28 protein-coding genes and 2 pseudogenes are annotated in these 25,788 nt (G+C 59.6%); 11 read left to right on the top strand and 19 right to left on the bottom strand.

The window, feature by feature from the left end; translation table 11 throughout:
- The first annotated feature begins 5 nt into the window (after window positions 1-5).
- The 4 genes from ASC86_RS10800 (at window position 6) to ASC86_RS10785 (ending at window position 2,652) form a co-directional block, all read left to right on the top strand.
- Window positions 6-320 carry a hypothetical protein gene (locus ASC86_RS10800; protein ID WP_056320379.1) on the top strand — a complete coding sequence of 105 codons (315 nt, stop codon included), beginning with the start codon at window positions 6-8 and terminating at the stop codon, window positions 318-320.
- Window positions 321-368: 48 nt separating this feature from the next.
- Complete coding sequence (locus ASC86_RS10795) at window positions 369-665, top strand: DUF3175 domain-containing protein (protein ID WP_056320375.1); 297 nt, start codon at window positions 369-371, stop codon at window positions 663-665.
- A gap of 224 nt (window positions 666-889) precedes the next feature.
- Entirely contained in the window at window positions 890-1,297 is a 408-nt protein-coding gene (locus ASC86_RS10790) for an MFS transporter (RefSeq protein ID WP_200943801.1), read from the top strand.
- A gap of 287 nt (window positions 1,298-1,584) precedes the next feature.
- On the top strand, window positions 1,585-2,652 hold the full coding sequence (locus ASC86_RS10785) for a Fic family protein (RefSeq protein WP_244477589.1): 1,068 nt from the start codon (window positions 1,585-1,587) through the stop codon (window positions 2,650-2,652).
- 169 nt (window positions 2,653-2,821) lie between these two features.
- Here the strand turns inward: ASC86_RS10785 and ASC86_RS26615 are convergent, their stop codons facing one another.
- The 8 genes from ASC86_RS26615 to ASC86_RS10745 form a co-directional block, all read right to left on the bottom strand.
- A complete protein-coding gene (locus tag ASC86_RS26615; protein ID WP_244477588.1) occupies window positions 2,822-3,133 on the bottom strand; it encodes a UTRA domain-containing protein in 312 nt (103 codons plus the stop codon).
- Window positions 3,134-3,560: 427 nt separating this feature from the next.
- A complete protein-coding gene (locus ASC86_RS10775) occupies window positions 3,561-4,814 on the bottom strand; it encodes an amidohydrolase family protein (RefSeq protein ID WP_244477586.1) in 1,254 nt (417 codons plus the stop codon).
- A gap of 42 nt (window positions 4,815-4,856) precedes the next feature.
- Complete coding sequence (locus tag ASC86_RS10770) at window positions 4,857-5,495, bottom strand: flavin reductase family protein (RefSeq protein WP_056320494.1); 639 nt, start codon at window positions 5,493-5,495, stop codon at window positions 4,857-4,859.
- A gap of 148 nt (window positions 5,496-5,643) precedes the next feature.
- The gene (locus ASC86_RS10765) at window positions 5,644-6,651 is read right to left on the bottom strand and encodes an ABC transporter ATP-binding protein (protein ID WP_056320368.1); all 1,008 of its coding nucleotides are present in this window, start codon (window positions 6,649-6,651) and stop codon (window positions 5,644-5,646) included.
- Entirely contained in the window at window positions 6,648-7,640 is a 993-nt protein-coding gene (locus ASC86_RS10760) for an ABC transporter ATP-binding protein (protein WP_056320365.1), read from the bottom strand. The genes ASC86_RS10765 and ASC86_RS10760 overlap by 4 nt, the downstream gene beginning before the upstream one ends.
- The gene (locus ASC86_RS10755; RefSeq protein ID WP_056320363.1) at window positions 7,633-8,541 is read right to left on the bottom strand and encodes an ABC transporter permease; all 909 of its coding nucleotides are present in this window, start codon (window positions 8,539-8,541) and stop codon (window positions 7,633-7,635) included. The genes ASC86_RS10760 and ASC86_RS10755 overlap by 8 nt, the downstream gene beginning before the upstream one ends.
- A complete protein-coding gene (locus tag ASC86_RS10750) occupies window positions 8,532-9,467 on the bottom strand; it encodes an ABC transporter permease (RefSeq protein WP_056320360.1) in 936 nt (311 codons plus the stop codon). Before ASC86_RS10750 ends, ASC86_RS10755 begins: the two co-directional genes overlap by 10 nt.
- Before the next feature lie 12 nt (window positions 9,468-9,479).
- Entirely contained in the window at window positions 9,480-11,060 is a 1,581-nt protein-coding gene (locus ASC86_RS10745; RefSeq protein ID WP_056320358.1) for a nickel ABC transporter substrate-binding protein, read from the bottom strand.
- 492 nt (window positions 11,061-11,552) lie between these two features.
- Here ASC86_RS10745 and ASC86_RS10740 point away from each other — a divergent pair, with 492 nt between their 5' ends.
- Complete coding sequence (locus ASC86_RS10740) at window positions 11,553-11,729, top strand: twin-arginine translocase TatA/TatE family subunit (protein WP_056320356.1); 177 nt, start codon at window positions 11,553-11,555, stop codon at window positions 11,727-11,729.
- Here the strand turns inward: ASC86_RS10740 and ASC86_RS10735 are convergent.
- Both ASC86_RS10735 and ASC86_RS10730 read right to left on the bottom strand, forming a co-directional pair.
- On the bottom strand, window positions 11,722-12,660 hold the full coding sequence (locus ASC86_RS10735; RefSeq protein WP_056320353.1) for a LysR family transcriptional regulator: 939 nt from the start codon (window positions 12,658-12,660) through the stop codon (window positions 11,722-11,724). The genes ASC86_RS10740 and ASC86_RS10735 overlap by 8 nt on opposite strands.
- A 188-nt stretch (window positions 12,661-12,848) precedes the next feature.
- On the bottom strand, window positions 12,849-14,201 hold the full coding sequence (locus ASC86_RS10730) for an IS1182 family transposase (RefSeq protein WP_244477595.1): 1,353 nt from the start codon (window positions 14,199-14,201) through the stop codon (window positions 12,849-12,851).
- A gap of 216 nt (window positions 14,202-14,417) precedes the next feature.
- On the opposite strand from ASC86_RS10730, the gene ASC86_RS10725 reads away from it, so the two are divergent.
- The 3 genes from ASC86_RS10725 to ASC86_RS10715 all read left to right on the top strand — a co-directional run bounded on the left by ASC86_RS10725 (window position 14,418) and on the right by ASC86_RS10715 (window position 17,155).
- Window positions 14,418-15,215 (top strand): phytanoyl-CoA dioxygenase family protein, encoded by a 798-nt coding sequence (locus tag ASC86_RS10725; protein WP_056320350.1) that lies wholly within the window; start codon window positions 14,418-14,420, stop codon window positions 15,213-15,215.
- Between the two features lie 332 nt (window positions 15,216-15,547).
- Window positions 15,548-15,829 (top strand): metal-sensing transcriptional repressor, encoded by a 282-nt coding sequence (locus tag ASC86_RS10720; protein ID WP_056320348.1) that lies wholly within the window; start codon window positions 15,548-15,550, stop codon window positions 15,827-15,829.
- A gap of 9 nt (window positions 15,830-15,838) precedes the next feature.
- Complete coding sequence (locus tag ASC86_RS10715) at window positions 15,839-17,155, top strand: MFS transporter (protein ID WP_056320345.1); 1,317 nt, start codon at window positions 15,839-15,841, stop codon at window positions 17,153-17,155.
- A gap of 98 nt (window positions 17,156-17,253) precedes the next feature.
- On the opposite strand, the pseudogene ASC86_RS25120 reads toward ASC86_RS10715, so the two are convergent.
- From ASC86_RS25120 to ASC86_RS26900, 3 genes and pseudogenes are all read right to left on the bottom strand, one after another.
- Window positions 17,254-17,370, bottom strand: a pseudogene (locus tag ASC86_RS25120) (DUF1403 family protein); the annotation flags it as partial.
- Window positions 17,371-17,591: 221 nt separating this feature from the next.
- A complete protein-coding gene (locus ASC86_RS26905; protein WP_280136977.1) occupies window positions 17,592-17,990 on the bottom strand; it encodes an IS5 family transposase in 399 nt (132 codons plus the stop codon).
- Window positions 17,942-18,373, bottom strand: a complete 432-nt coding sequence (locus ASC86_RS26900) for an IS5 family transposase (RefSeq protein ID WP_056320339.1) — start codon at window positions 18,371-18,373, stop codon at window positions 17,942-17,944. Before ASC86_RS26900 ends, ASC86_RS26905 begins: the two co-directional genes overlap by 49 nt.
- A 302-nt stretch (window positions 18,374-18,675) precedes the next feature.
- Between ASC86_RS26900 and ASC86_RS10700 the strand changes: the two genes are divergently transcribed.
- On the top strand, window positions 18,676-19,014 hold the full coding sequence (locus ASC86_RS10700) for a hypothetical protein (protein WP_156386997.1): 339 nt from the start codon (window positions 18,676-18,678) through the stop codon (window positions 19,012-19,014).
- Between the two features lie 239 nt (window positions 19,015-19,253).
- On the opposite strand, the gene ASC86_RS10695 is transcribed toward ASC86_RS10700, so the two are convergent.
- Window positions 19,254-20,282: an IS110 family transposase gene (locus ASC86_RS10695; RefSeq protein WP_056320334.1), complete on the bottom strand. Its 1,029-nt coding sequence runs from the start codon at window positions 20,280-20,282 to the stop codon at window positions 19,254-19,256.
- A 139-nt stretch (window positions 20,283-20,421) separates the two neighbouring features.
- Between ASC86_RS10695 and ASC86_RS26895 the strand changes: the two genes are divergently transcribed.
- Together ASC86_RS26895 and ASC86_RS10690 are read left to right on the top strand one after the other, a co-directional pair.
- The gene (locus tag ASC86_RS26895; protein ID WP_156386996.1) at window positions 20,422-20,739 is read left to right on the top strand and encodes a transposase family protein; all 318 of its coding nucleotides are present in this window, start codon (window positions 20,422-20,424) and stop codon (window positions 20,737-20,739) included.
- An 84-nt stretch (window positions 20,740-20,823) separates the two neighbouring features.
- On the top strand, window positions 20,824-21,774 hold the full coding sequence (locus ASC86_RS10690; protein WP_162244992.1) for a transposase: 951 nt from the start codon (window positions 20,824-20,826) through the stop codon (window positions 21,772-21,774).
- Window positions 21,775-22,117: 343 nt separating this feature from the next.
- Here ASC86_RS10690 and ASC86_RS26600 read toward each other — a convergent pair.
- From ASC86_RS26600 to nirK, 5 genes and pseudogenes are all read right to left on the bottom strand, one after another.
- Window positions 22,118-22,290: pseudogene (locus ASC86_RS26600) on the bottom strand (pseudoazurin); the annotation flags it as partial.
- Between the two features lies 1 nt (window position 22,291).
- Window positions 22,292-22,664 (bottom strand): pseudoazurin (locus ASC86_RS10685; protein ID WP_244477585.1); only part of this gene is annotated, 373 nt, incomplete at its 3' end.
- A 105-nt stretch (window positions 22,665-22,769) separates the two neighbouring features.
- Entirely contained in the window at window positions 22,770-23,465 is a 696-nt protein-coding gene (locus ASC86_RS10680; protein WP_056320331.1) for a Crp/Fnr family transcriptional regulator, read from the bottom strand.
- A gap of 70 nt (window positions 23,466-23,535) precedes the next feature.
- A complete protein-coding gene (locus ASC86_RS10675; protein WP_056320326.1) occupies window positions 23,536-24,441 on the bottom strand; it encodes a formylglycine-generating enzyme family protein in 906 nt (301 codons plus the stop codon).
- 72 nt (window positions 24,442-24,513) lie between these two features.
- Window positions 24,514-25,650 carry a copper-containing nitrite reductase gene (gene nirK, locus ASC86_RS10670; protein ID WP_056320323.1) on the bottom strand — a complete coding sequence of 379 codons (1,137 nt, stop codon included), beginning with the start codon at window positions 25,648-25,650 and terminating at the stop codon, window positions 24,514-24,516.
- Window positions 25,651-25,788: the final 138 nt, after the last annotated feature.

The following is a 25,788-nucleotide window of genomic DNA, read 5'->3' as shown; positions in this document are numbered from 1 at the left end:
GTTTCATGCCCCAAGGTGACAAGTCCGCCTATACCGATAAGCAGAAGCGCAAGGCTGAGCACATCGAGGAAGGCTACGAAGACCGTGGCGTTTCCGAGAAGGAAGCCGAGCGTCGCGCCTGGGCCACCGTCAACAAGGAAAGCGGTGGTGGCAAAAAGTCCGGCTCCGGCCGCGGCCATGCCGAAAACCATGCCTCCTCCGAAAAAGGGGGACGCAGGGGTGGTGCCGTTGCTGCATCACGGACAAAGGAAGAGCGTTCCGCTTCAGCCAAAAAGGCCGCTGCCACTCGCAAGCGCAACGAGCAACAAGACCATCATTGATCTGAAGGCGTCATCACCGACGGCGCCGCTTCACATGCGGAGGATCCGATGCCCAAAAAGAAATCCAAGCAGAAATGGTCGCAGGACGTAACCGACAATAGCGATGCGATGGACCTCGAAGGCGGAGTCTTTAAGCAGCGCAGTGCCAAGAAGATCGCGGATTCCCTGAAGCACTCAGCGGAAGAGAGCCCGGGACGCAAGGCCAGCCCTTTCCAGTCTGCTATGTCGATGCTTACCTTTTACATCAATCGCGCTGGCAAGCAGCTGTCTCGATCACGCCTAGCGACCCTCAATCGCGCCAAGGACGAGTTGCGCAAGGACTTTGGCAAGCAGCCGAAGCGCTGATGCGCCATTTATCGGATGCGGGAGGACACTTATCGTGCCGCTCATGCCACCGCCGAATGACAACCCGCGCGACGACGATCTCGAATGCCAACAGGCTTTGGAACCGTCCTTTTGGATGATCAAGCCGGGATCGGGCGGCGGTCGCATAACGGCCTGAGGCACATCGAGAGGCTGCAATGGCAGCCTCTCGTGGTCGCTGCCTACGGGAATTCTCGTCTTCGGCAGTGCCGGTTCAATTGTATCTGCTCATCGAGTTCGTGCCGCGCGCGCTTGTCCTGATGTATGGCTGGCAGGCGATGGCTGCCGCCTTTGCTGCCCCCGTCGGCAGCTATCTCGGGGGCCTGTTCGGCTGGCGCGAGGTCTTCTGGGCGCTGAGGCCCATTGTCGCGATCAACCTCGTCTGGCATATTGTCGCGCTGCCGTTGCTGCCCGCGCATCGCAAGCAGGATTTCCAGACAATGGTCGACCTGCTGAAGCGGCCTTATTTCCGGCGCGGGCTCATGGCCCGCATGCTGTCCTGGGGCTCGGCGGTCACCATGTTCACGTATCTGCGGCCGTTTCTGGAGCAGGTGACGGGCGTAGATCTAACCATGCTTTCGGTGCTCCTGCTGTTGATTTGCACTGAGAGCTGACCCGGGATTTGCGCCGAGAATTCTTACAATCCCCAGAGAGTTAGAAATCCCACTCCTCATGCTCGGTGGCCATCGCCTTGCCAATAACACCGAAGGACTGTCTCGAATTTCCGATGGCAGGCGCCCTCGAGCATCGTGTCTCGCTGCAGAAGTCTGGATCGGCCCAGTGAAGGCTGCAAAATCGTCTAGCTCACGATCCACAGAAAGAGAGACAGACTATCTCGTCGAAATTGGATGGAAATGGATGGATAAATAGTGCATGACAGCATCTCATGAATTGGATGGGAATGGATGGTGAAATGGAGCTTCTAAACGCGGCGACCGTCCGGATTACGCCCGAAATCCTGTCGCTGATCGCGGAAATCGATGAATTCAAGGGTGCGTGGCGTGCGATCGGCCGGATCGCGCCTGAGCGGCTGTCCAGCCTCCGGCGTGTCGCCACGATCGAAAGCGTCGGCTCCTCCACACGTATCGAAGGGGCACGTCTCACCGACCGAGAGGTCGAAAAGCTGCTGGCAAACATTCGCCTGGGGTCGTTTACGACACGCGATGAGCAAGAGGTTGCCGGCTATGCGGAGGTGATGGAAACCATCTTCAGTGCTTACGACGCTATTTCGTTCACCGAGAATCATATCCGTCAACTCCACCGCGACCTTCTTGCGCATTCGACGAAGGACGAGCGGCATCGCGGCGCCTACAAAACCCTTTCCAACAACGTGGAGGCGTTTAACGAACAGGGCGAGAGCCTCGGCATCGTTTTCGAAACGGCATCTCCGTTTGATACGCCGCGTCGAATGGAAGAACTGGTCGCTTGGCTGGAGGAGCAAGGAAGAGAAAAGCGGCTCCATCCACTTTTGGTCGTCGCGATCTTCGTTGTCGTTTTCCTCGAAATCCATCCATTTCAGGATGGCAATGGCCGCCTATCGCGAATTCTGACCACCTTGTTGCTCCTGAGGGCTGGCTATGCTTACGTCCCTTACAGCTCGCTCGAAAGCATCATTGAGCAAAGTAAGGAGAGCTACTACATCTCGCTTCGGCGCACGCAGGGAACGATCCGCAGCGCCGATCCCGATTGGAATCCCTGGATCGAATTCTTTTTGAAAGCTCTGCATCGGCAGAAGACGCGGCTTGAGAAAAAAATGGAGCGCGAGCGTATTATCCTCGCCGACATGCCGGAACTGTCCGTCACATTGCTGGAGTTGGCGCGTGAGCACGGCCGGATTACGGTCGCGGAGGCTGCCCGGATCACCTATGCGAGCCGTCACACCATCAAGGATCACCTCAAGGCCCTCGTCGATCAAGGGCACCTCGTCCTGCACGGTGCGGGCCGCGGTGCCTGGTACGGTCTTTCGTGATCAATCAGATTCCAGGCGCATCTGACTTGGGTTTAAGCTCTTGATGACACTCGAACCGGCGACCCCGCTATTCCGCAACCACGCAGTTGAAAGGAATCGAACCGCAGTGACTTGGCTGTATTCAAACGCCGGCTATACCCATCGAAAACGCCCACGTAACGCAGACGTATCAGAGAATGGTCCTCAGACGATTTGTGTGAGGATGGATCATCCTCAAAAAAGTAACCGGACTGCCCAAAAGCCAGGTGCGCCGCTCGCCGATGAATACCGGAGCGCGGGCTTCAGTGGCCAGCAGCTTTGCTTCTTCGTCGCTTGGGGAACCCGCGAGAAAAGTGAATTCCGCGCGGGAGAGCGGCGCCAAAGCAACGAGCCACTCGTTTGGCCCTTCTTCTTGGAAGCTCTCCTGGAGCACGGCAGGCGCTATGAGTGGATTGATAAGACGATCTTCCAATTGATAGGGCTGTCCATCGGAATAGTGCATGCAGCGCACCTGCACACCAGGTTTGACTCCGAGGTGCTCTGCGTCCTCGCGGTAGCGATCCGATTTTGACGCGACAAAAGACGGTAGCCGTACTCCGCTCCAGACGCGGCTACCTCTTGTCTGACGACCAGGATCGCAAACCGTGCTTCGCGAACGGGGTTCAGCACGACGCGGGTGCCAACCTTGCGTTTTCTTTCGACCAGCCCAGCCCGCGCCAGCTCCTGCAGCGCCCGATTGACCGTCGCGCGCGACCCCGCATTCCGCCGCGAGCGATTTTTCGCCTGGAATAAGGCTACCCGGTGCCCAGCGCCTGTGCCTATGCTCCGCGTAATCTCCTCCTTGATGGTTCGGAACGATAGCCGAGGACGCGGTTCGATCAGCGACATATAGCCTCCTTTTTTGCGCGAAAGCGCCAGGCGCGGCGGGTTTATCCTATGAGCCTGCACTCCCCAGACACCAGACGCCCTTTGTGGAAGGTCGCGGTGCGAGCCGGCACGCGGGCAACGGCCTCGGCGGTACAACTTGCCGGGGTGAGCCAGAAACCGGCCTCGTCGCCGGCCTTCGGCCAGGCGCGGTTGCCATCCTTGTCGAGCGGCAGCACGCCGCCGGTGGAAATGGCGAGGGCGCGCGACAGCTGGTATTCATCCGAGCCGCGATAGACCTGAGCGTAGAAATAGGCCTTTTCCAGCATGTCGCCGCTGCCGAAGGGAGACCAGTGGTCGATGATGCTGTCGGAGCCGGTCATCACGAAGACGCCGGCCTTGGAAAGCTGCGGCAGCGGCATCACCATCCCGCCGATCGGAACCGTTGAGGCGATCGCAATGCCGTTGGTCGCAAGCCGGGCCGCCTTCTCCTCCAACTGTTCCGGGGAGAGCGACATCAGCGGAAAGGCGTGGCTGATCGTCATCTTGCCCTTCAGTGCGGGGTTTTTCTCCACCGTGTCGAGCATGTAATCGACGGCGGCAATGCCCGCCGGCCCCATTTCATGCAAGTGGATATCCACGCCCTTGCCGGTATCGAGCGCGATCTGGAACATGGCGTCGAGCGATTTTTCCAGGGCGGCATCGACATTGGTCGGATCGAGGCCGCCGACATAATCTACGCCCATCCCTATGGCTTCGCGCATCAGCCCTTCGACCTTTGAATGCAGCAGCCCATGCTGCGGAAAGGCAACGATCTCGCAGGCGAAGCCGTCCGTGTGCTTTTCCAGCGCCCGCTTCAGGTGCTCAAGGCACTTGAGGCCGCTGACCGGATCGATGTTGCAATGGCTGCGCGCGACGGTGCTGCCCTTGGATTGCAGGAGGGCGATCAGGCCTTCTGCACGCTCGACAGAGGTCGGCAGCAGCTTGGGCAGCAGTTTTTCCTCCAGCGCGATCATGTCTATGATCGTCTTGCCGTGGCGCGGGCGCGGCGCCTGCCAGGGGCCGCCGTAGAAGGTCTTGTCGAGATGAATGTGCATGTCGCGCATGGTGGGCAGCGCAAGCTGGCCATTCGCCTGATACGTCGGCAGGCCGGCCGGCAGTACGGCTCCGGCGGCGTGCAGCGCGGCGATCCTGCCGTCCTTGATTTCCAGCGTATAGAGCCCGGTGCGGGTCGCGACGATGACGTCGCCGTCCTTCTCGAAGCCCTCTTCCAGCCTGACATCGGCGATCAGGTAATGGCTGTCTTTCAAGGTCGTCACGGCAGTCTCCTGTATGCTGCGGCATTGCAAGGCGCTCTGTTGTCACCCGAGCTTTGGGGTCAGCATCTCGAAGCGGTCGCGGATGGTCGAGCAGGTGTCGCCGCCGAGGCGGGCAATCGCATCGATGACGCTTGGATCCACATGCAGCGCCTGATCCACCGCGCCTTCTTGATAATGCGCGAACAAAATTTCTCCCCTGATGATCTGGCGGGACTTGCCGAGTTCTAGCGTGATATGCCGACGGCATTCGAAGGCGGCCGGTGCTTCCTTGATCCACGGGGCGGCGATCTTTTCGCCGGGCATGGCGGTAAGGCCGGCTTCCTTCAGTTCATCGACACCCTGCGGATATTTTGTGCCGCAGACGTGCATCGCCTCCGCGATAGCATGGGAGACGATGTTGACGGTGAAGACCTCGGTCATGCGGATATTGTGGCCCGTATCCTTGAACGACATATCGGGCTTATTTTCGACGCCGATGGCCAGGATCGGCGGGTCGGCGGAAAGACAATTAAAGAAACTGAACGGCGCGGCATTGTAGCGACCATGCTCATCGACGGTCGTCACTAGTGCGATCGGCCGCGGGATGATCGTGCCGATCATCAGCTTGTAACGCTCGTGCGCGCTGAGCTGGGTGAAATCGAAGGCGGTTCTGCTGCCTTGTTCGATGGCTGCGTTACGCATATCCATGGGATATTCTCCAGATCGTACATCAGGCGGCTTCAGGGCAGTCATGCCCTGACCTGTTCTGAGGCAATTTTGTTGTTTCCAAAACGGACGCGGATATCTCCGCGCCCGTTTCGCGACGGATGTCTTAGGTTTGATGCCGGCGCTACGCAGCCTGTATGGCGAGGGCCGAGCGGCTGCCGCGGTGAAGCTCGGCAGCGAGGAGGCATGACGCATCATGGTCTGCCGACAGGCTGATGGCCGGGGGCAGAGCCTGCGCGCAAGCGTCCACCGCCAGCGGACACCGGGTGCGGAAGCGGCAACCCGAAGGCGGGTTCGTCGGGCTCGGAATTTCACCGATCATCAACGGACCCCTGCGGCTCTTCTCGATGCGAGGATCGACTTCCGGCGCGGAAGCAAGCAGCATCTGCGCATAGGGGTGGCTGGGGTGATCATAGAGTTCCTGCGAAGGTCCATGCTCGACGATCTTGCCGAGATACATGACGTAGGTACGCGAGGCGGCCTGCCGGACCAGGGCAAGATCATGCGCGATGAACAGGCAGGCGACGCCGAGATCCTTCTGCAGCCGCAGGAACAGGTTCATCACCTGCGCGCGGATGGAGAGGTCAAGCGCGCTGACCGGCTCGTCGCAAATCAGCACCCGCGGGTTGACCGCCAGCGAACGGGCGATGGCGACACGCTGACGCTGGCCACCGGAAAGCTCCCGCGTATGCCGATCCTTGACCACCGATACGAGACCGACCTGATCGAGCAATTCCTTGGTGCGGCGCTCGCGGGCCGTCGGGTCACGAAGCCCGTCGATGATCAGCGCTTCATCGATCGCCTCGCCGACGGTCTGGCGATCGTTGAGCGAGGAATACGGGTCCTGGAACACATATTGCAGCGCCCGCCGGCTCTTGCGCAGTGCCGCCCCCGACAGGGTGCTGAGATCCACCCCGTCGAGCAAGACACGTCCGGCCGTTGCTTTTTCGAGCCCGACAATGCTGCGGCCGAGTGTCGACTTGCCGCAACCGGATTCGCCGACCAGACCGACGATTTCGCCGGGGAAAAGCTCGATCGAAACATCGTCCACGGCATGCACGAACTTGCCCCGCTGGACGCTCTTGAAGCGGGTCTGCAGATTTTCGACTTTAAGAACCGGTGACAGGTTCATGCTGCGACCTTTCCATGGTTGACGACCGGACAGGCGACGAAGACGTTGCCATCGACCTGCTCCAGCGGAGGACGGGCGAGCGAACAGGCGGGCACCGCCATGTCGCAGCGCGGCGTGAAGGCGCAGCCCTTGAACGGTGCGGCAAGTGCCGGCGGCAGGCCGGGCAGGCCGCGGAATTCCGCACCCACCGGATCTTCCCGCCGCGGGATCGCGTTGATCAGCCCACGCGTATAGGGATGACGCGGATTGACGAGGACGGTATCCACCGGGCCACGCTCGGCAGCCCGTGCCGCATACATGACGACAATGTTGTCGGCCGCACCGGCAACGACGCCCATGTCATGGGTGATCAGCACCATCGCCATGTTCAACCGCTTCTGCACATCCTTCAGGAGCCGCAGGATCTGCGCCTGAACCGTGACGTCGAGCGCAGTCGTCGGCTCGTCGGCGATCAGGAGCTTCGGCTCGCCCGCCAGTGCGATGGCGATGACGACGCGCTGCCTGAGACCACCGGACAGTTCATGCGGATATTGCCGCAGCCGTGCCGCCGGGTCGGAAATGCCGACGAGCTTCACAAGCTCGAGGGCCCGTGCCTCGGCTGCCTTGGGCGTCATGTTGAGATGCAGTTCTGCCATTTCGGCGATCTGCCGCCCGATGCGACGCACCGGGTTGAGCGCGCTCATCGGGTCCTGGAAGATGAAGCCGACGGATTTGCCGCGGAGCTTCTGGATTTCGGCTTCCGGCAAACCGATCAGTTCGCGCCCCTCAAGCTTGACGGAGCCGGAGAGCATTGTCGTGACGCCGGTCGGCATCAGGCCGAGCGGCGCGAAGTTCATCACCGTCTTGCCGCTGCCGCTTTCGCCGACGATGGCGAGACATTCGCCCTGCCGGACCGAATAACTGACCCCATCGACCGGGCGGACTGCCGATTTTGCGGTCAACAGATTGACCGTCAGGTTGCTGACGCTCAGGAGCGGTTCGTTACGCATTGGAATTCTCCTTTCCCCAGCTTGCGACCTCGGCGCGACGCAGTGCGAGCATGCGCCGGGTGAGCGGTTTCGGGATGCGGTTGAGGGCGATCGATTCCCCGAGAATGTTGAAGCCGATGACGGCCGCGGTGAGCGCGAAGCCCGGCAGAAGCACCTGTCGCGGATCGGATTCGAGATAAGGCAGAGCGTCCACAAGCATCTGGCCCCATTCCGGCGTCGGCGGCTGGATGCCGAGGCCGAGGAAGCTCAACGTCGCGACCGCCAGCGCAGCCGTACCGGCGTCTGCCGTCGCATAGACCATGACCTGCCCGATCGTGCCGGGAAGAAGATGGCCGAAATAGATGCGCCAGGGGCTGGCGCCCAGCACCCGCAGCGCCTCGATATGCGGCTTGCTCATGATGCTGACGGCGACGCCGCGGCTGATACGGCCGCTCATCGGCCACCATGCCAGGGAGAGCGCCATCACCATGGTCCAGTAGCCGGGTCCGACGATGCCGATAACCGCCAGCGCGGTAATGAGGCTGGGGATGGACAGGCCGACATCGACGATACGCATCAGCAGATCGTCCACCCAGCCGCGATGGTAGCCGGCGATCGTGCCCATCAGAATGCCGATGGTCATGGCGATGATGAGCACCGAGCCGACGCTGACCAGCGAGGTGTTGGCCGCGATGATCAGCCGGCTCAGGGTGTCGCGACCGAGATTGTCGGTTCCGAGCCAGTGCGCGGCGCTTGGTCCCCCGCCCGCGTCGAGCAGGTTCTGGGCACTCGGGTCCTGTGGCGCGATCCAGGGCGCAAAGATTCCGAGCGCGAGGAAGAGGCCGATGGTGATCAATGCCGCCCGCGGCATCTTGTTGATTTGGGCAAGGATAGTTTTGAGCATGTTCATAATCAGCTCCATTGGCGGCGAATGCGCGGGTCGGTCAGCATGACCGCCAGATCGACGACGAGGTTCACCACGATGAAGAACGAAAGGAAGAGGAGCAGACAGGCCTGCACCACCATGAAATCGCGAAAGCGCACGCCCGCAAGAAAGTAGTCACCAAGCCCCTGCCAGGCGAAGAGCGGCTCGACGATGATCGCGGTGGCGGTCATCAGGCCGACCTGGGTGCCAAGGGCATTGATGAAGATGGGGGTGATGTTCGGTAACGCCTCACGCAGCAGGATTGCGGTCCGCCCCAATCCCTTGCTCTTTGCCGTCAGCACGAACGGGCTCGACATCGCGTCTTCCAACCCGACGCGCACCACGCGGCTGAGTACGGCGGCCGGCAGCACCGCCACGGTCAGCCATGGCAGTACCCAGCTCTCCGGCCCTTCGAAACCGAAGGACGGAAAGATCCGGAAACTGACGGAGAATGCGTAGATCATCAGGGCGCCGACGAAGAATGTCGGCGTCGATGCTCCGATGAGAGCCAGACCGCGCGAGGCGCGGTCCGGCAGTCTGTAGGGCCAGAAGGCACCGAGGAAGCCGAGTATGAGGCTGATCAGGGTGGCGATGACACCGCCGCCGGCAATGAGCATTCCGGTGACCAGAATGCGCTTGCTGAGGTCCGCATTGACGGCCTGCCCGGTCCGGTAGGAGATACCGAAATCCCCCTGGACCGCGTCGCCGAGCCAATCCACATACCGCATCAGCAGCGGCTTATGCAGTCCTATCTCTTCGGCGACCTGGTCGACGTAACCGGGTGTTGCGACCGCCCCGCGCAGTTCGGCAATCAGGACGGCAACATTGCCGGGTGCCGACACGACGAGCGTGAAGCAGACCAGGGATGCCAGGAACAAAAGGACCAGGGAATGCTTCAGCCGCTTGCTGATGAAGTGGAACACGATACCCTCCCGTCAGCTCGCCAGTACGATGTTTTCGTAGGGCATATCGTATTCGGTGATCGGGCTTGCAAAGCCCTGGACCCGCTTGGAATGTGCCCAGATGCTCGGCACGTAGACCAGCGGCGCGATTGCATCGTTGTCCCGCAGCCAGTCGTAGACCTTCTGAATGGCCGGCTGGATCTGATCGCCGCTGGCGACCATCGCCGCATTGATCAGCGGGTCCAGATTGACCGCGTCGGTGACGAGCTTGCCTTCGACGTCGTTGTGGAAGGTCGACAGGCACAGCGCAACGATCGAACCGAATGGATCGTAAGGCGCGCCGTAGGTGAGGAAGAAGCCGAGATCGTACTTCTGCTCCAGCATGTCGGTGTGCTTGGACGCATGGTCGACCGAGCGGACCACCAGATCGATACCGATCTCCTTCAGCTCGGCCTGAATGACTTCGGCGATCACGCGCGATCCCGGCACGGCATCAGGGCTGACGACCAGTTCGAGCGTCAGCGGCTTGCCATCCTTCATGCGGATCGGGCTGCCGGTCCAGCCTGCCTTTTCAAGCAGGGCCGATGCGGCCGCCGCATCGCGGGCCGGTGCGTCATATTGCGTTCCGGCGTAGGGCAAGGCGCCTGAGAAGATGTTGCCGGCGGGCTTGGCATAGCCATGGTACAGCACCTTGGAGATCGCCGCGCGATCGATGGCGATGCTGACGGCCTTGCGGACCTGCTGATCCTTGAGAGCCTCGGCACGGTCGGGGTTGAACGCCATGACCAGGGTGACATTGCCCGGATCGACGACGACGTTGACGCTCTCGTCCGATTCGAGCTGCTTGCCCTCCTCCGCGGTCAAGGGCGCGATCCAGAAGCCGCCGACAAGGTCGATCTGACCGGCACGCAATGCCGCAACCCGCGAGCGCGCATCGGGAATGACCTTGGCCTCAAGGCGTTCATAGGTCGGTTTGTCGCCCCAATAGCCGTCATAGTGCTCGAAGACACTCTGGGTATCATCTGCGCTGAGCTGAACCCACGGTCCCGTTCCAACCGGGTCCTTGAACTTGCCGTCGGCATCCACCGATTTGGGCGAAAGGAAGCGAACGGGTCGTGTATAGGTAAGCTCCTGCATCAGCGCGAGCGGCTGTTCCTTGAAATGAACGGCGACGTTGTAGTCGTCGATTACCTCCAGCGACTGGAACTGCTTGGAGCAGTTCATCCAGCTGAACTGTTCGAGACCCATCCAGCGTTCGAGGTTCCACTTGCAGGCGGTAGCATCGAACTTGGTGCCATCATGGAATGTGACGCCCTGACGCAAGGTCAGATGCAGGGTCTTGCCACCGTCCTCGATCTCCCAGCCGGTCGCGAGGCACGGTTCGATCTGGCCACCCTTGCCGTATCTGACGAGCGGCTCGAACATCAGGTCCTGAATGGCCCAAATGGCGTAATGGCTCTGCGGATCGAGATTGCCCGCAGGCTTTGCGATCGCAACCCGCAGCGTGCCGGCTGCATCCTGCGCATAAACGATCTTCGACAGGGCACCCTGTGCCATAGCCAAGCCGATAGCGCCGGCCGTCCCTTGCAGGAACGTACGTCTGTTCACTGACATAAATTTTTCCTCCCTTTGGCGCTCCCCGCGCCGTAAGCAATACGAGGCTCCCACCTCATGTATAGACATTACGAGCATCGTATGCGTGCACAAATACGTCAAGTCCGAATTCATTCACTGTTATTATTGGATACATCACATACGCCGACGGAAACCGACAGTTGATCGTAGAATGTCATAAACGTCGTCCATCCGCGCAATTTCGCAATTTTCTTACGCAGGACATAACGCTTCTGATTTTTATGTGTTTTTCGGCTCACATAATCGCATACATAATTGCCATATTTTGTATGCGATCATTCCGAGATAGCATGGCGCATTCTCAAAAAGAGCGTATTTTCCGTAGTTACCGCCCTTGAGCGGGCCGATATGTCCAGTGCAAGCGGAACGCCAAATTGCACACGACAAGGCTTTGGGCTAACGACTGTGATCTTCAGACGCAAGCGCGTCCGAACTACCGACCAGGGTTCGGGTTCAACGGGAGGGACGGAAATGGGTTCTTTTAGCGCCTGGCATTGGATGATCGTTCTGGCGGTGGTGCTGCTGTTGTTCGGCCGCGGCAAGATTCCGGAACTGATGGGCGATGTCGCCAAGGGCATCAAGAACTTCAAGAAGGGTATGTCCGATGAGGACAAGTCCCTTGAACACAAGGCCGATGAGGTCAGGTGACGGCCGGGGCCGGCGGATATTCGCCCCGCTGGCTATTCCACTGCTCGTTCAGGATCGCTGCGCGGATTTTCGGCAGGGGCATCGGCTGCTCTCCGCAGTGCACCAGAACGATGGGTTCCTGTGCCCGGGAATCGGCAATCGGCACGCGCACAAGGGGCCGCCCGTCATGGCTGATCGTGCCGGCAGGATTCGTATAGCTGATCCCCACGCCCTCTCCATTGGCGACAAGGCTGCGCAGGATTTCGACCGAGGCTGCCCTGTGGGCGACATAGGGCGTGACGCCGAGAGGCCGGAACAGGCCGAGCATATGCCGGATCGACAATCCCTGGTCGGACAGCACCAGCGGACGGTCGGCGAGATCGGCGAGATCGGCGAGTGTGACCGCATCGCGCTTTGCCAGGGGATCCTGCGGGTGAAGCCAGGCCTGCGGCGACACCTGCGCAAAAACGTCGCGATGAAACCGCGCATCCAGACCGAGGTCGTAGGTCAGAGCCACGTCTACGTCGCCCGCAATCACCGCGTCTGCGAGGGTCTCGAAGATCGCCACCCGCGTCCTGATTTCGATGTCCGGATATTGCGTCCGAACCAGTCTCAGAAGCGGGGCAAGATAACCGGGGGCAAGATCCTCGAATATGCCCAGCACGATGCGTGCCACCCGTCTTTGCCTCAAGCCGTCGCGACTTTCCAGGCGGGCCGCATCGGCCAGAAGCGCTTCCGCATCCGCCAGGAAGAGGCGGCCGAAGGCAGAAAGCGTTATGGCTGCGCCCTTCCGGCGCAGGAAGAGCTTCTGACCCAGATGCGTCTCCACCTGGGTCAGAGCGACGGAGAGGGCCGGCTGGGAAACGTTTACCTGCTGGGCGGCAACCGTCAGGCTGCCGGCGTGGGCGACCGCCATCACATATTCGAGCTGCCGGAGCGAAAGATATAACATCAAATTATATTAGGCGTTCTTATTTATCAGACCGTCCTAAAACGCCGAAGGATCGGGTGATACGCGGACTCGTCTTGGACCGATGAGGAGTTCCTGGGAATTTCTCTCATTAACGCGATTGGGTTAGTAGGAGACCAAAATGAAGTACCTTAATGGATTTTCCTGCGCTCAAAACGCAGATTTCCCGATTATGCCTTCATAGCGCCTATCAGGTCCGGCATGCTAACAAGGGCGATTGCCCTTCTGATATTATAGGCGACTGCAGTTAGGCTAAACTCTCCCTGAACGTGGTTCAACCCACGCATCAGGAACGCGCCTTGGTTCATCCATTGCTTAATAGTCCCAAAAGGATGCTCGACGCTTTCCTTTCTCTGACTCATAATATTTGGACGTTGCCTTAGCCTTTCCGCCATGCGATCGAGAACAGCTTCATTCTCCAGGCGCATGATCTGTCGAAAGGCAGTTGGCGTGCATCTGTTTTTGATGGCACATGATTGGCAGGCGATGCGGTTTGCAAAATAGGTTCTTGCAAGACCTCGTTTTTTACCACTCCGCCGAGGAGACATGACTGCGCCATTGGGGCAGATATAAGCGTTTATATCTGGCTGGTAGGTGAATTTCCCCTTCGAGAAAAACCCATCATCTATTGTCGATCCACGGATTGGTCTTGGTACATAGGCGGTGATGCCAGCCTTCTCGCAAGCTTCTATGTCTTCGATCTTGTAATAGCCACGATCGGCAACTGCCTCGATCTGCTCGACACCGAGTAGCTGCATGGCTGACCCAACGGTCGGCGCGAGCAAGCCGATATCGAGAACGTTGTTGCTGACGTCTTCCTCAGCGATCAGCTTATGCTTCACGTCAACTGCCAGCTGAACGTTGTACCCAACCCCAACTTTCATCATATTCGGCATAGCCCTGCTATCTGGATCCGTCAGCGATATCTGATCCTCACCTGTGCGGTCCCGCTCGGCAAGCAAACTGCTGAACTTCTGCCGCCTCGTCCTGAGCGCCGCAATCTTCTTCTCAGTGTCACTGCTTCTACCGTTCGAATTGATATTACTGGCCGCTTTCTCCTCGTCGGCATCACCGTCATCAAGCGCTTTCACATAGTCGGAAAGTTTTTCGTCGGCGCGACGTACAAGATCCAACAGCTTTGTACGCGTTAAGTTGCGATGCCTATTATTGACCGCCTTGATGCGCGTACCATCCACGGCAAGCATTTCCCTGCCGAACAAATCGAGTCGACGACAGACGATGGCAAACTCGCGGAAAATTTGCTTGAAAGCTGCGCAATTCACTCGGCGAAAAGATGCGATTGTCCGATAATCAGGTTTTAGATGGCGCAGCAGCCAGATCACCTCGATATTACGGCGGGTTTCTGCTTCCAGCTTTCGGCTCGAACGTACCCGATTCAAATATCCGTAGAGGTAGAGTTTAAGCAGATCGGCGGGATCGTAGCCGGGTCGTCCTGTCTCTTTTGCCGTTACGCGGGAAAACCCAGCGGCGACAAGATCAATGCTATCCACAAAAGCCTTTATGAGGCGAACCGGATTGTCAGATCCGACATAATCATCAACCGCTTCGGGGAGAAGCGCAGCTGCGAGCGGTCTGAGCCAGATAAATGTGCCATGTAAACATCATACTACGGCTCGCTTACCGTTGGAATCCCACGGAGTTTTTGCACAGTCTGTTATTATTGGAAGTTAATAATGGGTCGAGGCATGGTTTGAGTACCGCCAACAGGGAAGCCCGCCATGCCGCATCCACTCATCACCCAGGACCATATCGACAGCTACCAGCGCGACGGGGTGGTGCTGATCAAGGGGCTTTTCCGCGACCATGTGGACGCCCTGAGACAGGGAGTCGAGACCAACATGACCGAGCCGGGGGAATATGCCGCCGAAAACCTCAAGGCGGGCGATAGCGGCCGCTTCTTCGATGACTACTGCAACTGGCAGCGCATTCCCGAATTCGAGGAGGTGATCCGCACGTCGGCTGCTGCCGAAGTTGCAGCCGATCTGATGCAGTCAAATACGGTGCAAGTCTTCCACGATCATGTTCTGGTCAAGGAGCCGGGAACGTCGAAACCGACCCCCTGGCACCAGGATTCCCCCTATTATTTCGTCGGGGGTGAGCAGACGATCAGCTTCTGGTCGCCGCTCGACCCGGTGCGCGAGGCATCGCTGCGCTGCGTGGCAGGTTCGCATCTCTGGGAAAAGCCGGTGCTGCCGACGCGCTGGCTGTCGGAGGAGAATTTCTATCCCGATGATGATGTCTACATGCCGGTGCCTGACCCGGATGCGGAGGGCATGAACATTGTGGAGTGGGCAATGGAGCCCGGCGACGCCGTCGCCTTCAATTACAAAACGCTCCACGGCGCCTGCGGCAATCAGAGCCAGTCGCGCCGCCGCGCCTTTTCACTGCGTCTGCTGGGCGACGATGCCCGCTATGTCGAGCGCCCCGGGCGCACCTCCCCGCCCTTCCCCGGCCACGGGATGAAGCCGGGTCAGCAGTTGCGCACCGATTGGTTCCCGGTGATCTTCCGACGCTGATCCCTTCCAAGCGCGCGCAACGATCGGTCCTGCATCTCGACTATTTGCTACCCATCAGGTCGACACCGAAGGACGGGCGTCCACAGCGGGCCTTAACGCGAGAATCCAGCACTATGTTCTGAGGAATATGACGCGACTTACCCGCCGCCCTCCTCGTTCTCGCATTTCGCCGACACAAATAGACCAACATGGCGACGCGCGCCACGACGGCGGCTACAATGTCCATGAAAATAGCGCGCGGGCAACGCAGTGAGACCCTCCTTAAGGCCACGTTGGCGGAAGACCGCAAAGACAGCCATTGAATTATCCCCTCCAGGGGGATAGGAAAAGGTATGGCAGAGCACGAACAACGTCACGGATCCCATCCAGACATCGTCAAGCGGCTCAAACGGGCCGAGGGGCACCTCAAAAGCGTCATCGCGATGATCGAGACCGCGCGTCCATGTCTCGACGTCGCCCAACAGCTCCACGCGGTCGAGAAGGCGATCACGAATGCCAAGCGGACGCTGATCCAGGATCACCTCGACCACTGCCTCGAAGACACGCTCGGCGCGCTTCCCCGCGACCGGCGCCAGTCGTTCGACGAATTCAAGTCCATTACCAAGTATCTGTAAGACAAGGCCATGCTCGACGTCCTCAAGAACCGGACCTACCGTCACCTGTTTCTGGCACAGGTCATCGCTCTCGTCGGCACGGGGCTGGCGACGGTGGCGCTCGGCCTGCTGGCCTACGATATCGCGGGTGCGGAAGCAGGTGCCGTCCTGGGTACGGCGCTCGCCATCAAGATGGTCGCGTATGTTAGCGTCGCGCCTATCGCCGGAGCGTTTGCTGAGGTTCTGCCCCGTCGGCCGCTGCTGGTCGCGCTGGATCTCATCCGCGCCGCGGTGGCGATATGCCTGCCCTTCGTCACCGAAGTCTGGCAAGTCTACGTCCTGATCTTCGTGCTTCAGTCGGCCTCGGCAGCCTTTACCCCGACATTCCAGGCAACCATCCCGGACGTCCTGACGGCGGAGAAGGACTATACGAAGGCGCTCTCCCTTTCCCGGCTCGCCTATGACTTGGAAAGCGTCATCAGCCCCATGCTGGCCGCGGCGCTGTTGGCCGTGATGAGCTTCCACAACCTGTTTGCAGGAACCGTGGTCGGCTTCTTGGGCTCGGCGGCGCTTGTCGTCTCCGTCCTTCTACCAAGCCCGAAGTCTTCCGAACGCCGTGGAATTTACGATCGCACTACACGCGGCCTGAAGATATATCTGGCAACGCCCCGCCTGCGTGGCCTCCTCGCTCTCAGTCTCGCCGTGTCGGCCGCGGGATCGATGGTCATTGTCAACACGGTCGTCCTCGTGCAGTCGGAGTTCGGTTTTGCACAGCGAGCCACCGCTCTTGCGCTGGCAGCGTTCGGCGGTGGATCGATGGTGGCGGCAATGCTTTTGCCGCGCGTCCTCGAAGACATCGCTGACCGAAAAACCATGCTGGCAGGGGCTCTGGTTCTCGTTATAGGGCTGTTATTGGGCACGATAGTCCAGAGTTACACCTTATTGCTTCCGCTCTGGTTCGCCCTCGGCCTCGGCTATTCATTGGCGCAGACGCCGTCCGGTCGTCTCCTTCGGAGGTCATCGCAGCCAGAGGACAGACCGTCGTTGTTCGCGGCCCAATTCGCCCTGTCCCATGCCTGCTGGCTGATTACCTATCCTGCAGCAGGATGGCTCGGTGCGAGGATCGGGCTTCCCGCGACTTTCGGGGTACTTGCACTACTCGCCGCCGTGGCCGTCGTTGTCGCAACCCGAATCTGGCCATCACAAGACCCGAATAAACTCAGGCATTCCCATGAGGACCTGGAGCTTGACCATCCTCACCTTCAAGGCGGTGGTAGATGGCATAGCCATGTCTTCGTCATTGACAAACATCACTCTCAATGGCCGGTTCTTCATGACGGCAGATGACCAGCGGAAGACAGACGCAGTCTCGGATGACCGGTTGTTCCGCGCCGTTCGTTGCCAACCCGCTTCTGCTGCCGTCGCAAGTTCTGCTGGCGGCGTCGTCACAGCCCATAAATCCGGAACGCGCTGCGACCGGACAGTTCACGCACCGCGCCAAGGCCATCCAGCCGGTCGAACAACCGAGTCGCCGCCCAGCGCGAGAGATTGCTGCCGAGCGCCAAAACGGTGAACGGCCTGTGTATTCTTGACATACACACCGTCGGCCAGCTTTCCGCCATGCCGAGCGCGCCGCTACCCTTCAGGGATAAGACACCACCTCCAAGTCCGAAGACCACCCGATTGGAGCGTGAGCGAAAAGATGATACAGCTTAGCCTCGAAGGAATTGGAAGGATTAGCGACTAACAGGGAGGTGTAGTTGCTATGATATATACAAGAAGCCTAGGCCATGTTGACAAAGTGGGGTAGCCATATCTTCGTCGCGGCGATCGCCAGGAATGCGGCGAATGACGTTTTGGTCTTGTCGTAGCGGGTGGCGATCCGGCGGAACTGTTTGATCCGATTGAACATCCGCTCTATCCGATTGCGATCTTTATAAGCATGATAGTCGCAAGCGGGCGGGTTCTTGCGACCTGCTCGCGGCGGAATAATCGGGCGTGTGCCGTGAAATAGAAGCTCCTGGCGGATGCTGTCGGCGTCATATCCCTTGTCCGCGAGAAGACGACGAGGCCTGTTCACCGGCATCGCGAGAAGATCGGGAACAGCGAGATAATCGGAAGTTTCGCCACCCGTCAGGACAAAGCCAAGAGGGCGTCCCTGACCGTCTGCTCGGGCATGGATCTTTGTCGTAAAGCCGCCGCGTGATCGACCAAAAGCTTCCTTATGAGTCCCCCTTTAGCGCCCGCAGCCTGTGAATGGCCCCGAACGGTGGTGCTATCCAGCATGTGCTGCCAATCATCTGTTAGGCCGAGTTCCACAAGCGTTTCCAGGAGCGCATCCCACACTCCTTGCTCAGCCCAGCGACGGAACCGGACATAAACGGAATTCCACTTTCCATATCGCTCATGCATATCACGCCACGGACAGCCCACCCGAAGGACGTGCAACATTCCGTTCATGAACTGGCGGTTATCATGGGAAGGGCGAGACTTACGTCCACGCTCTGCAGGAAGAAGCGGTTCCACGATCCGCCATTCCGCGTCGGTTAGGTCTCCACGTGCCATCGCTGCCTCCTAAAAGACAGCCTTGAATGAGACCTCAGCTGATTTGAGAAGGCACTTTGTCAACATGACCTAGATGAACGGCTTACCGACCTGATCTATTCGGCTCTACTTGGAGAAAGCACCTGGAAATCCATTCTTGACTGTTTGAACGACACTCTGCCTGACGGGAAATCTACGCTTGCCTTCCACGATATTTCGCGCGGCAGCGGAACCTGGGACTGAGTTCCGGCTTCGACGCGGATTCGCTCGGCAGTTATTCAAAACACTATTCCACGCTCAATCCCTGGATGAAGGGAGCATCGGTGAGACCGATCGGCGTTGGCGTCGTGGCCGAGGACATGGTCAGTGAGAGAGAATTTCGGAAAACCGAATTCTTCAACGACTTCTTCCCAAAGCACATAGGACAGACCGCCGTCGGCGTCACGATAACCCGAGATCAGGGACGATCCGTCCTACTGTCGACTGCGACGACACGAAGCGATCCAAACGAGAACCGCGAAGCCGCCGACAGGTTGACAAGCCTTGCTCCACACCACTCGAGAGCCTTCAAGTATCTCCAGGCCGAGGCGAAGCACCGCGCGCTCACAGAAGTAGGCGGGTCGCTCTTCGGCTCTGACTCATATGTGGAACGGCCCGGTTAGCAAGGTCGTAGTCGCGTAATTCTCCGTCGGACGGTGCAGTCATATGTCCGGCCTGTTAGCGCGGTCATCGACCGCTGGCCACGATGAGATCCGCGATGTCGATCGCCTAATCACTTTCTCGCGCTCGAAGGCGCATTGAGTCAGACGGTCTGATCGACATCGAGGTATCGCCCCTCGGGTTCATCACGCTTCGTACCTTGCCACTTTATCCCGACGCAGTAACGCCGGGAATTCTGTTCCTATGCCGTTGCCATCGCCGGCGCTTGGTACGTGCCGCCCTTGACGAGAAGCGCCCATATTGTGCGCGCCATCTTGTTGGCCAACGCCACGGCTGCCACCTTGTAGGGGCGACGCGCCATTAATGACACCACCCAACCGGGCAGCTTAGAACCTCTGCGAGCCTGTTTCAGGATCGACGTCGCTCCGACGATCAGGAGCGTTCGTAACTGCTTGTTGCCACGCTTCGAGATCTTGCCGAGCCGCTCCTTCCCTCCGCTGGAGTTTGCTCTTGGTGTAATGCCGATCCAGGCAGCCAGATCCCGTCCTGTCCGAAAGGCTGCAGGATCTGGCACAGCCGCACGGACGGTTGCTGCGATGATTGACCCTACACCGGGGATGGTCGTCAGCCGACGAGCAGCGTCATCGGCTTTCACTGCTGCGATAATCTTGCTGTCGAGCACCTCAACCCTTTCTGTCAGCCTTTCGATCTGGTCGGCCATCTCCAAAAGCGCAGCTCTGGCCGAGTTTGGTAGACGACCGTCACGATCGTCGCGCAAAATGGCGACGAGCTTTGCAATACTGGTCATGCCGGTCGCGGCGACGATCCCGAGCTCGGCCATATGAGCACGCATCGCATTCGCCGTCTGGCTGCGCTGACGTACGAGTAACGCTCGTGTCTTCAAAACCATCCCAGCGGCTTGCTCTTCCGGTGACTTGACTGGCACGAAGCGCATCGTTGGACGCGTGACCGCCTCGCAGATAGCCTCCGCATCGGCGGCATCGGTCTTGTTACGTTTGACGTAGGGCTTCACATAGGCCGGTGGCATCAACCGCACCATATGACCGAATTCACCGATCGCGTTGGCCCAGTAGTGGGCACTCCCGCATGCTTCCATTCCGACAAGGCATGGTTCGATGTGACGAAAGAACTCCAACACCTGTGATCGCCGCAAGGCACGGCGGACAGCGACGTGCCCGCCTTCAGTGATGGCGTGGACCTGAAAGACCGACTTGGCCAAATCCAGTCCGATTGTGGTACTCTTCTCTATGGAACGGTTCCTTCTGTCTTGTGGCGATTGGCGTCACCACGATAGGCATCCTTGATGCCGGTGCGAAGGGCCGTTCCACACCATCAGTTTTGCTGCGGTCTCGGATGAAAATTCTGCTGATTCACCGGAGGATCAGCTCATGCAACAGCGGTTTCCGATCGCGAGTCTCGCACCATCTGGCTTTGCAGTCGATGAGGTTGAAGTTGTCGCGGACAGTGTTCTAGTTCGGCTGCGAGCACGCCATCTCTCCGCAGTTTGTCCGGACTGCGGGCGGATGAGCCGCAGAATTCAAAGTCAGTATATGCGCCGGCCCGCTGATCTGCCCTTTGATGGTCGGCGAGTTGAGCTGGCGATCGTTGCGCGTCGCTTCTGGTGCGATGCAGTTCTTTGTGGGAGGCGTATCTTCTGCGAGCAGTTCGACAAGGACGTTCTAGCTCGCTATGGCCGTCGCACTTAGCGGCTTGAGACGATTGTCCATCACCTTGGCTTGGCGCTCGGAGGCAGGCCTGCTTCTGCGTTCGCCCATCGCCTGATGATGCCGGTGAGCAATGCTACGCTGCTGCGGGTGGTTCGCCGTCGCACGGTTGATCAGCATGGCGATCTCAATGTCATCGGCATCGATGACTTTGCCTTCAGGCGCGGTCAGACCTACGGAACAATCGTTTGCGACTTGGAGCGGCGCAGGCCTGTCACTCTCTTGCCGGATCGCGCGTTGGATACATCCCGATCGTGGCTTGCCAAGCATCAATCGATATCGATCGTCGCTCGTGATCGTGGCGGCGGCTACGGCGAGGCCATCGCGAAAGCCTTACCCGACGCGGAGCAGATCGCGGATCGCTGGCACCTGATGGAAAATTCCAGCCGGGCCTTCCTCGATGCTGTCGGCAAGTCTATGCGCCAGATCAGACAGGCAGTGGGCAGCAATGTCGTTGATCCCAAGCTTCTGACATACGCTGAAAAGCTCCAGTATGAGGGATATCTACGCCGCCGGGAAACGAACGAGGCGATCCGCGAGCTGTCGAAGAAAGGGTCCTCCATTCGACAGATTGTGCGGCAAACCGGCCATAGCCGGAAGCTCGTTCGCGACGTTTTAAGGGGGCAACGTCTCGACGTGTTCCGAACGCGGTCCAGCTCTCTGGATAGCTGGCTGCCTTGGCTTAACGGGCGTTGGGAAGAAGGGGCGCGAAACGCATTGGCGCTCTGGCGGGAAATGAAGGCAAAAGGCTTTCCGGGGCAGAGCGGTGTCGTATCGCAATGGGCTCAGCGCCGGCGTCTTGCTGAAAAAGCTAATCAGAGTGGTCTCGCTAGAACGCCATCGGCACGGGTGATCGCCCCGCTGATGACCACTGCACGTGATGACCTCGCAAAGGCAGAAGCCATCTTGGTAGCTGCAATCGAAGTGAACGTCCCAGAGCTGGTGATCGCGCGCGCAGCGATTGGTGACTTTCAATCCATGATCCGCTCGAAGAATGCACGAAAGCTCGACGAATGACTTGATGCTGCAAAGGACAGCCTGGTGTGTTCGTTTGCAGGCGGTGTCGCAAGAGACCTCGCCGCCGTCAGAAACGCGATCTGCTGCAGGCGCGATTGGTAGGCGTACGGTAGCCTTTCCGCTTCAGCAAAAGTGCGTCAGAGCCAAACTTCAATGCTTAATCACAGCCATGCGAGAATACCATCGTAGATTGGAACACGTGTTCATATTGCGCACGCGTTCAAGATATTCAAGCGTGGTCTGTGGCTACGCCGGATGTTTTGGGAGACGGCCGACGATCTGGCAACTTACCCGGAAAAAGGGCTTAACTTGATGCGTGACCGGCTAAAGCAACAATCGCGCGTCACAATCCCAGCGACTGCAGCTCTGCATCGACCCTTTCGCGCGCCTTCTTTGGCATCTTTGCCGCCTTGATGGCTGCCAGGTTTGCGGGGCTGTCATCGACGACGATCACGGCGGCCATGCCCATGCCAAAATGCGGCGCGCACTTGATGACGTAGGCACCCGACGCGCCGANCTGCCAGGTTTGCGGGGCTGTCATCGACGACGATCACGGCGGCCATGCCCATGCCAAAATGCGGCGCGCACTTGATGACGTAGGCACCCGACGCGCCGAAGGTCACCTTGACGGTTTCGTTCATCTTGCCCTTGAACGCTTCGGCTCCGACCGGCAGCAGACCGGAAACAGTCTCAGCATTGTGGCTCTTGTCGGTCGGGATGAAGGTTACGGTATCACCCTTCGTCACCTTGAGGGCGCCGGGTTCGAAGACCATCGCGCCGTCCTTGCCCTTGTTCAGCATATGAATTTCGAACTCGGCGGCACGGGCCGCAACGCCGAAGGCCGCGGTCACGATGGCGGCGGTTGCGACGGCGAGAATCCTGTTTTTCATGTTTTGGCTCCTTGCGCAAAGCCCGATCGGCTTCACTGCAAGGACCATAGGCAAAGCGGCTTCTCCGCTCTTTGCTCTCGATCAAAGAGACACGGAAAATCTCCGTCAGCGTCCGTCGCTGTCGGCCAATGCCTGCAGGCCGGCGATATCGCGCACCAGCAGTTTCTGCCGGCCGCCCTCGACGAGGCCTTTCGCTTCCCAGGCGCTCAGGATGCGCGAGACGGTGTGCAGCGTCGTGCCGGTCATTTCGGCGATATCCTGGCGAGTGATCGGGAAATCGATCCGCACGCCGGCCTCCTCCGCCCTGCCCGCCTGTTTGGTCAGCCTGAGCACCGTGTGGGCGACGCGTCGCTCGACCTCTTCCGTCGAGATTTCGCGGATGCGCGTATGGGCCTCTTCCAGCCGCTGCCCGATCGTGTTCAGGGCGCTGACCGCCAGATGCGGGCTGCGATCGATGAATTGCGGCCACAGTTCCGTCGCCCAGCACAAAGCGAGGCTTTCGATGACGGCAAGCGCCGTGCCCGGATAATCGCTGCGGCGCAGCGCTTTGGCAAAGCCGAAGAGATCGCCGGGATGCACGACCCGCACGATGATCTGCTGGCCATCGGCCGTGACCTGCGTGACCTTGAGGCGGCCGTTGAGAAGAAGAAAGAAATGCGTCGCAGCGCCACCCTGCTCGAAGAAGGCTTCGCCGGGGCCGATACGCTTGGACACAGCTTGCGACAACAGCGCGTCCACATCGGCGTCCGGCATTCTCTCGAACATCGGGAAGGATTTGACGACGCTCTTGTCTATCTTCAACGGAAACTCCAGCCCCATGAATATCGATCGATAGTGGGTAGTGTACTAGCTGCAGCTTCCGTAACAAGCACTAGGAAATTATGCCGCGGTCTCGAAGCCGTTTCAGGAGGCCCGCATACCATCGGTCATCCCTGATCAGCCTGAAACCGAGATTGGCCGGCGGAGCGCCGACAGCACAGCCACCTGTCTTCGGATCGCGGACAAAGGAACTCATCGGCGAATTGTGCTGGCCGACGGTGACGTAGATACCGCAGGCGAGATTGGTCCGGGCCGGGGTCGCGCCCGCCAGATCGACGCGGCGATGACAGGTCGAGGTCCATTCCCAGACATTACCGGCGAAATCGGCAAGGCCATGTTCGTTCTCGCCGAAATGGCCCCTGACTTTCGGCTCCGGATCGCTCTCCGCCTTTCGCCGGGTTTCCCGCTCGTAATCCGCCAGCCAGCGCAGCGCCGGATTGCCGCTGTCGGGATCGACCCCGAGCGCGTCATCGACGAACTTGCTGCCGGCGGCAAAGGCCATCTGTTCATAGGTCGGCAGAACCCAGCTCTCGCCGGTCTTTTCGCTGAACCAGCGCGCATAGGCCGTCGCATCGTCATAGCTGACGCCGGTGACCGGAAAATCCTTGCCCCGGATATGCGCAGGCGCGATGGTGGGGCATTTTCCCGCCTCAACACAGCGCCCGTATTCGCCCTCGCTGACCTGGTACTTCATCATCGAAGGCACCGGCGGCATTGCCTTCTCGATCATCGGCCCATCGACGGCGAAACCGTTCTTGTAGAATTCGCCATCGGCCCGGTAGGTGAAGGTGCCGGCCGGGATCGAGACGGTTTCCGCGAGATCGCTCGCCGCCCTCGCTGCCGGCCTTTCGAAATAGCCGAGCTGGCCGGCAATGCCCGCCGAAGAGCCAATGAGGAGAACGATCGGAAGCCCGATCGAGAGAAGCGATACGGTCTGTTTCCTGGCAGGCGTGCGCATCGGGCTATCCCCGGCATGAGTTGAAAGGGGTGTCCGCGCCGTGGCGGTGGCGCGGACGGTCTCGCCGGTTTTTTAGTGGTTGTTCGGCGTGACGATGGCGGTCATCAGGTCGTTGTTCCACTCGCCCTCGACCTTGAAATGGGCGGCAGCGCCCTTTTCAAAGGCCTCGATGAGGTTGTGGTTGACATAGGCGTAGATGCCCGGCTGGTGGAAGGTGTAGAAAGCAGCCCCCGCCGCCCCGCCCGGAATGAACCAGGTTTCCTGATCGAGATCCGGCGGGTTTGCAAACTTGCCGGTCGCCCAGACGTAATCGCCATGGCCGCCGATCAGGTGCGGGCGGGTGTCCCGGTTTGCCTGCGAATGCAGGATCAGCACCTTCTCGCCCACCTTGGCGTTCAGCGCATTGGCGCCGGTCAGGGCGCCGACCGCACCGTTGAAGACGATATGGCTCGGTGTCAGGGTCTTCATCACCTCCAGAACATCGGCATAGGCTTCACCGGCGCTGCCGTATTTCTTGTAGGTTCCGTCCGCATCCCGCGGCACGTAGAAATCCTGCTCGCCGACATAATAGGCGCGGTCGTAGACGAGCTCGTTGCCCTTGTGGTCCTTGAGGCCGTCACGCGGCAGCACGAGGATCGCGCCGTTCATGCCCGAAGTGACATGCCAGGGCACCATTCCGGGAGGTGCGCAATGGTAGACGAAGACGCCGGCCTTGGTGGCCTTGAAACGCATCACCGCCTTCTCGCCGGGATTGACCACGGTCAGCGCACCGCCACCGAGCGCACCGGTTGCCGAATGGAAATCGATATTGTGCTGCAGCTCGTTGGTCTCGGGATTGACGAGGGTAACCTCGACATAATCATCCTGATGCACGACGATCAACGGGCCGGGCACCGAGCCGTTGAAGGTCATGGCATGGACTTCCGTGCCGGCATCATCGACGACGATCTTTTTTTCCTCGATGGTCAGCGTCACCTCATAGATTTTCGGGCCGCCGACAGCCTTCTGGGTGTGCGGGTGCACGAAGGGCGGTTTTGCCAGTTCGAGCTTCACCCTTTCGAGGCCGGTTATATCGGTGGTTTGCGGCTCGACGAGGCCGGGTTCGCCGGTTGCACCGGCCGTCGAGGCAGCCACGAGCGGCGCGGCTGCGCCGGCAATAGCTGCCCCCGCAAGAATTGTGCGTCTTGTCATGAGGAATTGGCTGCTCATCGAACTTCTCCTGGTTAAAAACGAACTTGCTTCGTTCTTTCAAAGGGAAGTTAAACGCCGTCCGGATTGCTCTCTTTGTGCTGGAACAACATGGATGGGGTAAAGCTCACGCGCTATTTGTGCTGGCGCAAAGAGGAA

It is taken from the genome of Rhizobium sp. Root1212 (assembly GCF_001424985.1).
In the GTDB taxonomy this organism is placed as follows: domain Bacteria; phylum Pseudomonadota; class Alphaproteobacteria; order Rhizobiales; family Rhizobiaceae; genus Pararhizobium.
The sequence above is the reverse complement of the archived record's forward strand: the minus strand, read 5'-3'. Positions and strand labels throughout refer to the sequence as shown.

Coding starts and splice junctions, on each gene's coding strand:
- ASC86_RS10800 (WP_056320379.1), top strand. CDS start 6: ATGCCCCAAGGTGACAAGTCCGCCTATACCGATAAGCAGAAGCGCAAG.
- ASC86_RS10795 (WP_056320375.1), top strand. CDS start 369: ATGCCCAAAAAGAAATCCAAGCAGAAATGGTCGCAGGACGTAACCGAC.
- ASC86_RS10785 (WP_244477589.1), top strand. CDS start 1,585: ATGGATGGTGAAATGGAGCTTCTAAACGCGGCGACCGTCCGGATTACG.
- ASC86_RS26615 (WP_244477588.1), bottom strand. CDS start 3,133: ATGCACTATTCCGATGGACAGCCCTATCAATTGGAAGATCGTCTTATC.
- ASC86_RS10770 (WP_056320494.1), bottom strand. CDS start 5,495: ATGCGTAACGCAGCCATCGAACAAGGCAGCAGAACCGCCTTCGATTTC.
- ASC86_RS10765 (WP_056320368.1), bottom strand. CDS start 6,651: ATGAACCTGTCACCGGTTCTTAAAGTCGAAAATCTGCAGACCCGCTTC.
- ASC86_RS10760 (WP_056320365.1), bottom strand. CDS start 7,640: ATGCGTAACGAACCGCTCCTGAGCGTCAGCAACCTGACGGTCAATCTG.
- ASC86_RS10755 (WP_056320363.1), bottom strand. CDS start 8,541: ATGGAGCTGATTATGAACATGCTCAAAACTATCCTTGCCCAAATCAAC.
- ASC86_RS10745 (WP_056320358.1), bottom strand. CDS start 11,060: ATGTCAGTGAACAGACGTACGTTCCTGCAAGGGACGGCCGGCGCTATC.
- ASC86_RS10740 (WP_056320356.1), top strand. CDS start 11,553: ATGGGTTCTTTTAGCGCCTGGCATTGGATGATCGTTCTGGCGGTGGTG.
- ASC86_RS10735 (WP_056320353.1), bottom strand. CDS start 12,660: ATGTTATATCTTTCGCTCCGGCAGCTCGAATATGTGATGGCGGTCGCC.
- ASC86_RS10725 (WP_056320350.1), top strand. CDS start 14,418: ATGCCGCATCCACTCATCACCCAGGACCATATCGACAGCTACCAGCGC.
- ASC86_RS10720 (WP_056320348.1), top strand. CDS start 15,548: ATGGCAGAGCACGAACAACGTCACGGATCCCATCCAGACATCGTCAAG.
- ASC86_RS10715 (WP_056320345.1), top strand. CDS start 15,839: ATGCTCGACGTCCTCAAGAACCGGACCTACCGTCACCTGTTTCTGGCA.
- ASC86_RS26900 (WP_056320339.1), bottom strand. CDS start 18,373: ATGGCACGTGGAGACCTAACCGACGCGGAATGGCGGATCGTGGAACCG.
- ASC86_RS26895 (WP_156386996.1), top strand. CDS start 20,422: ATGCAACAGCGGTTTCCGATCGCGAGTCTCGCACCATCTGGCTTTGCA.
- ASC86_RS10675 (WP_056320326.1), bottom strand. CDS start 24,441: ATGCGCACGCCTGCCAGGAAACAGACCGTATCGCTTCTCTCGATCGGG.
- nirK (WP_056320323.1), bottom strand. CDS start 25,650: ATGAGCAGCCAATTCCTCATGACAAGACGCACAATTCTTGCGGGGGCA.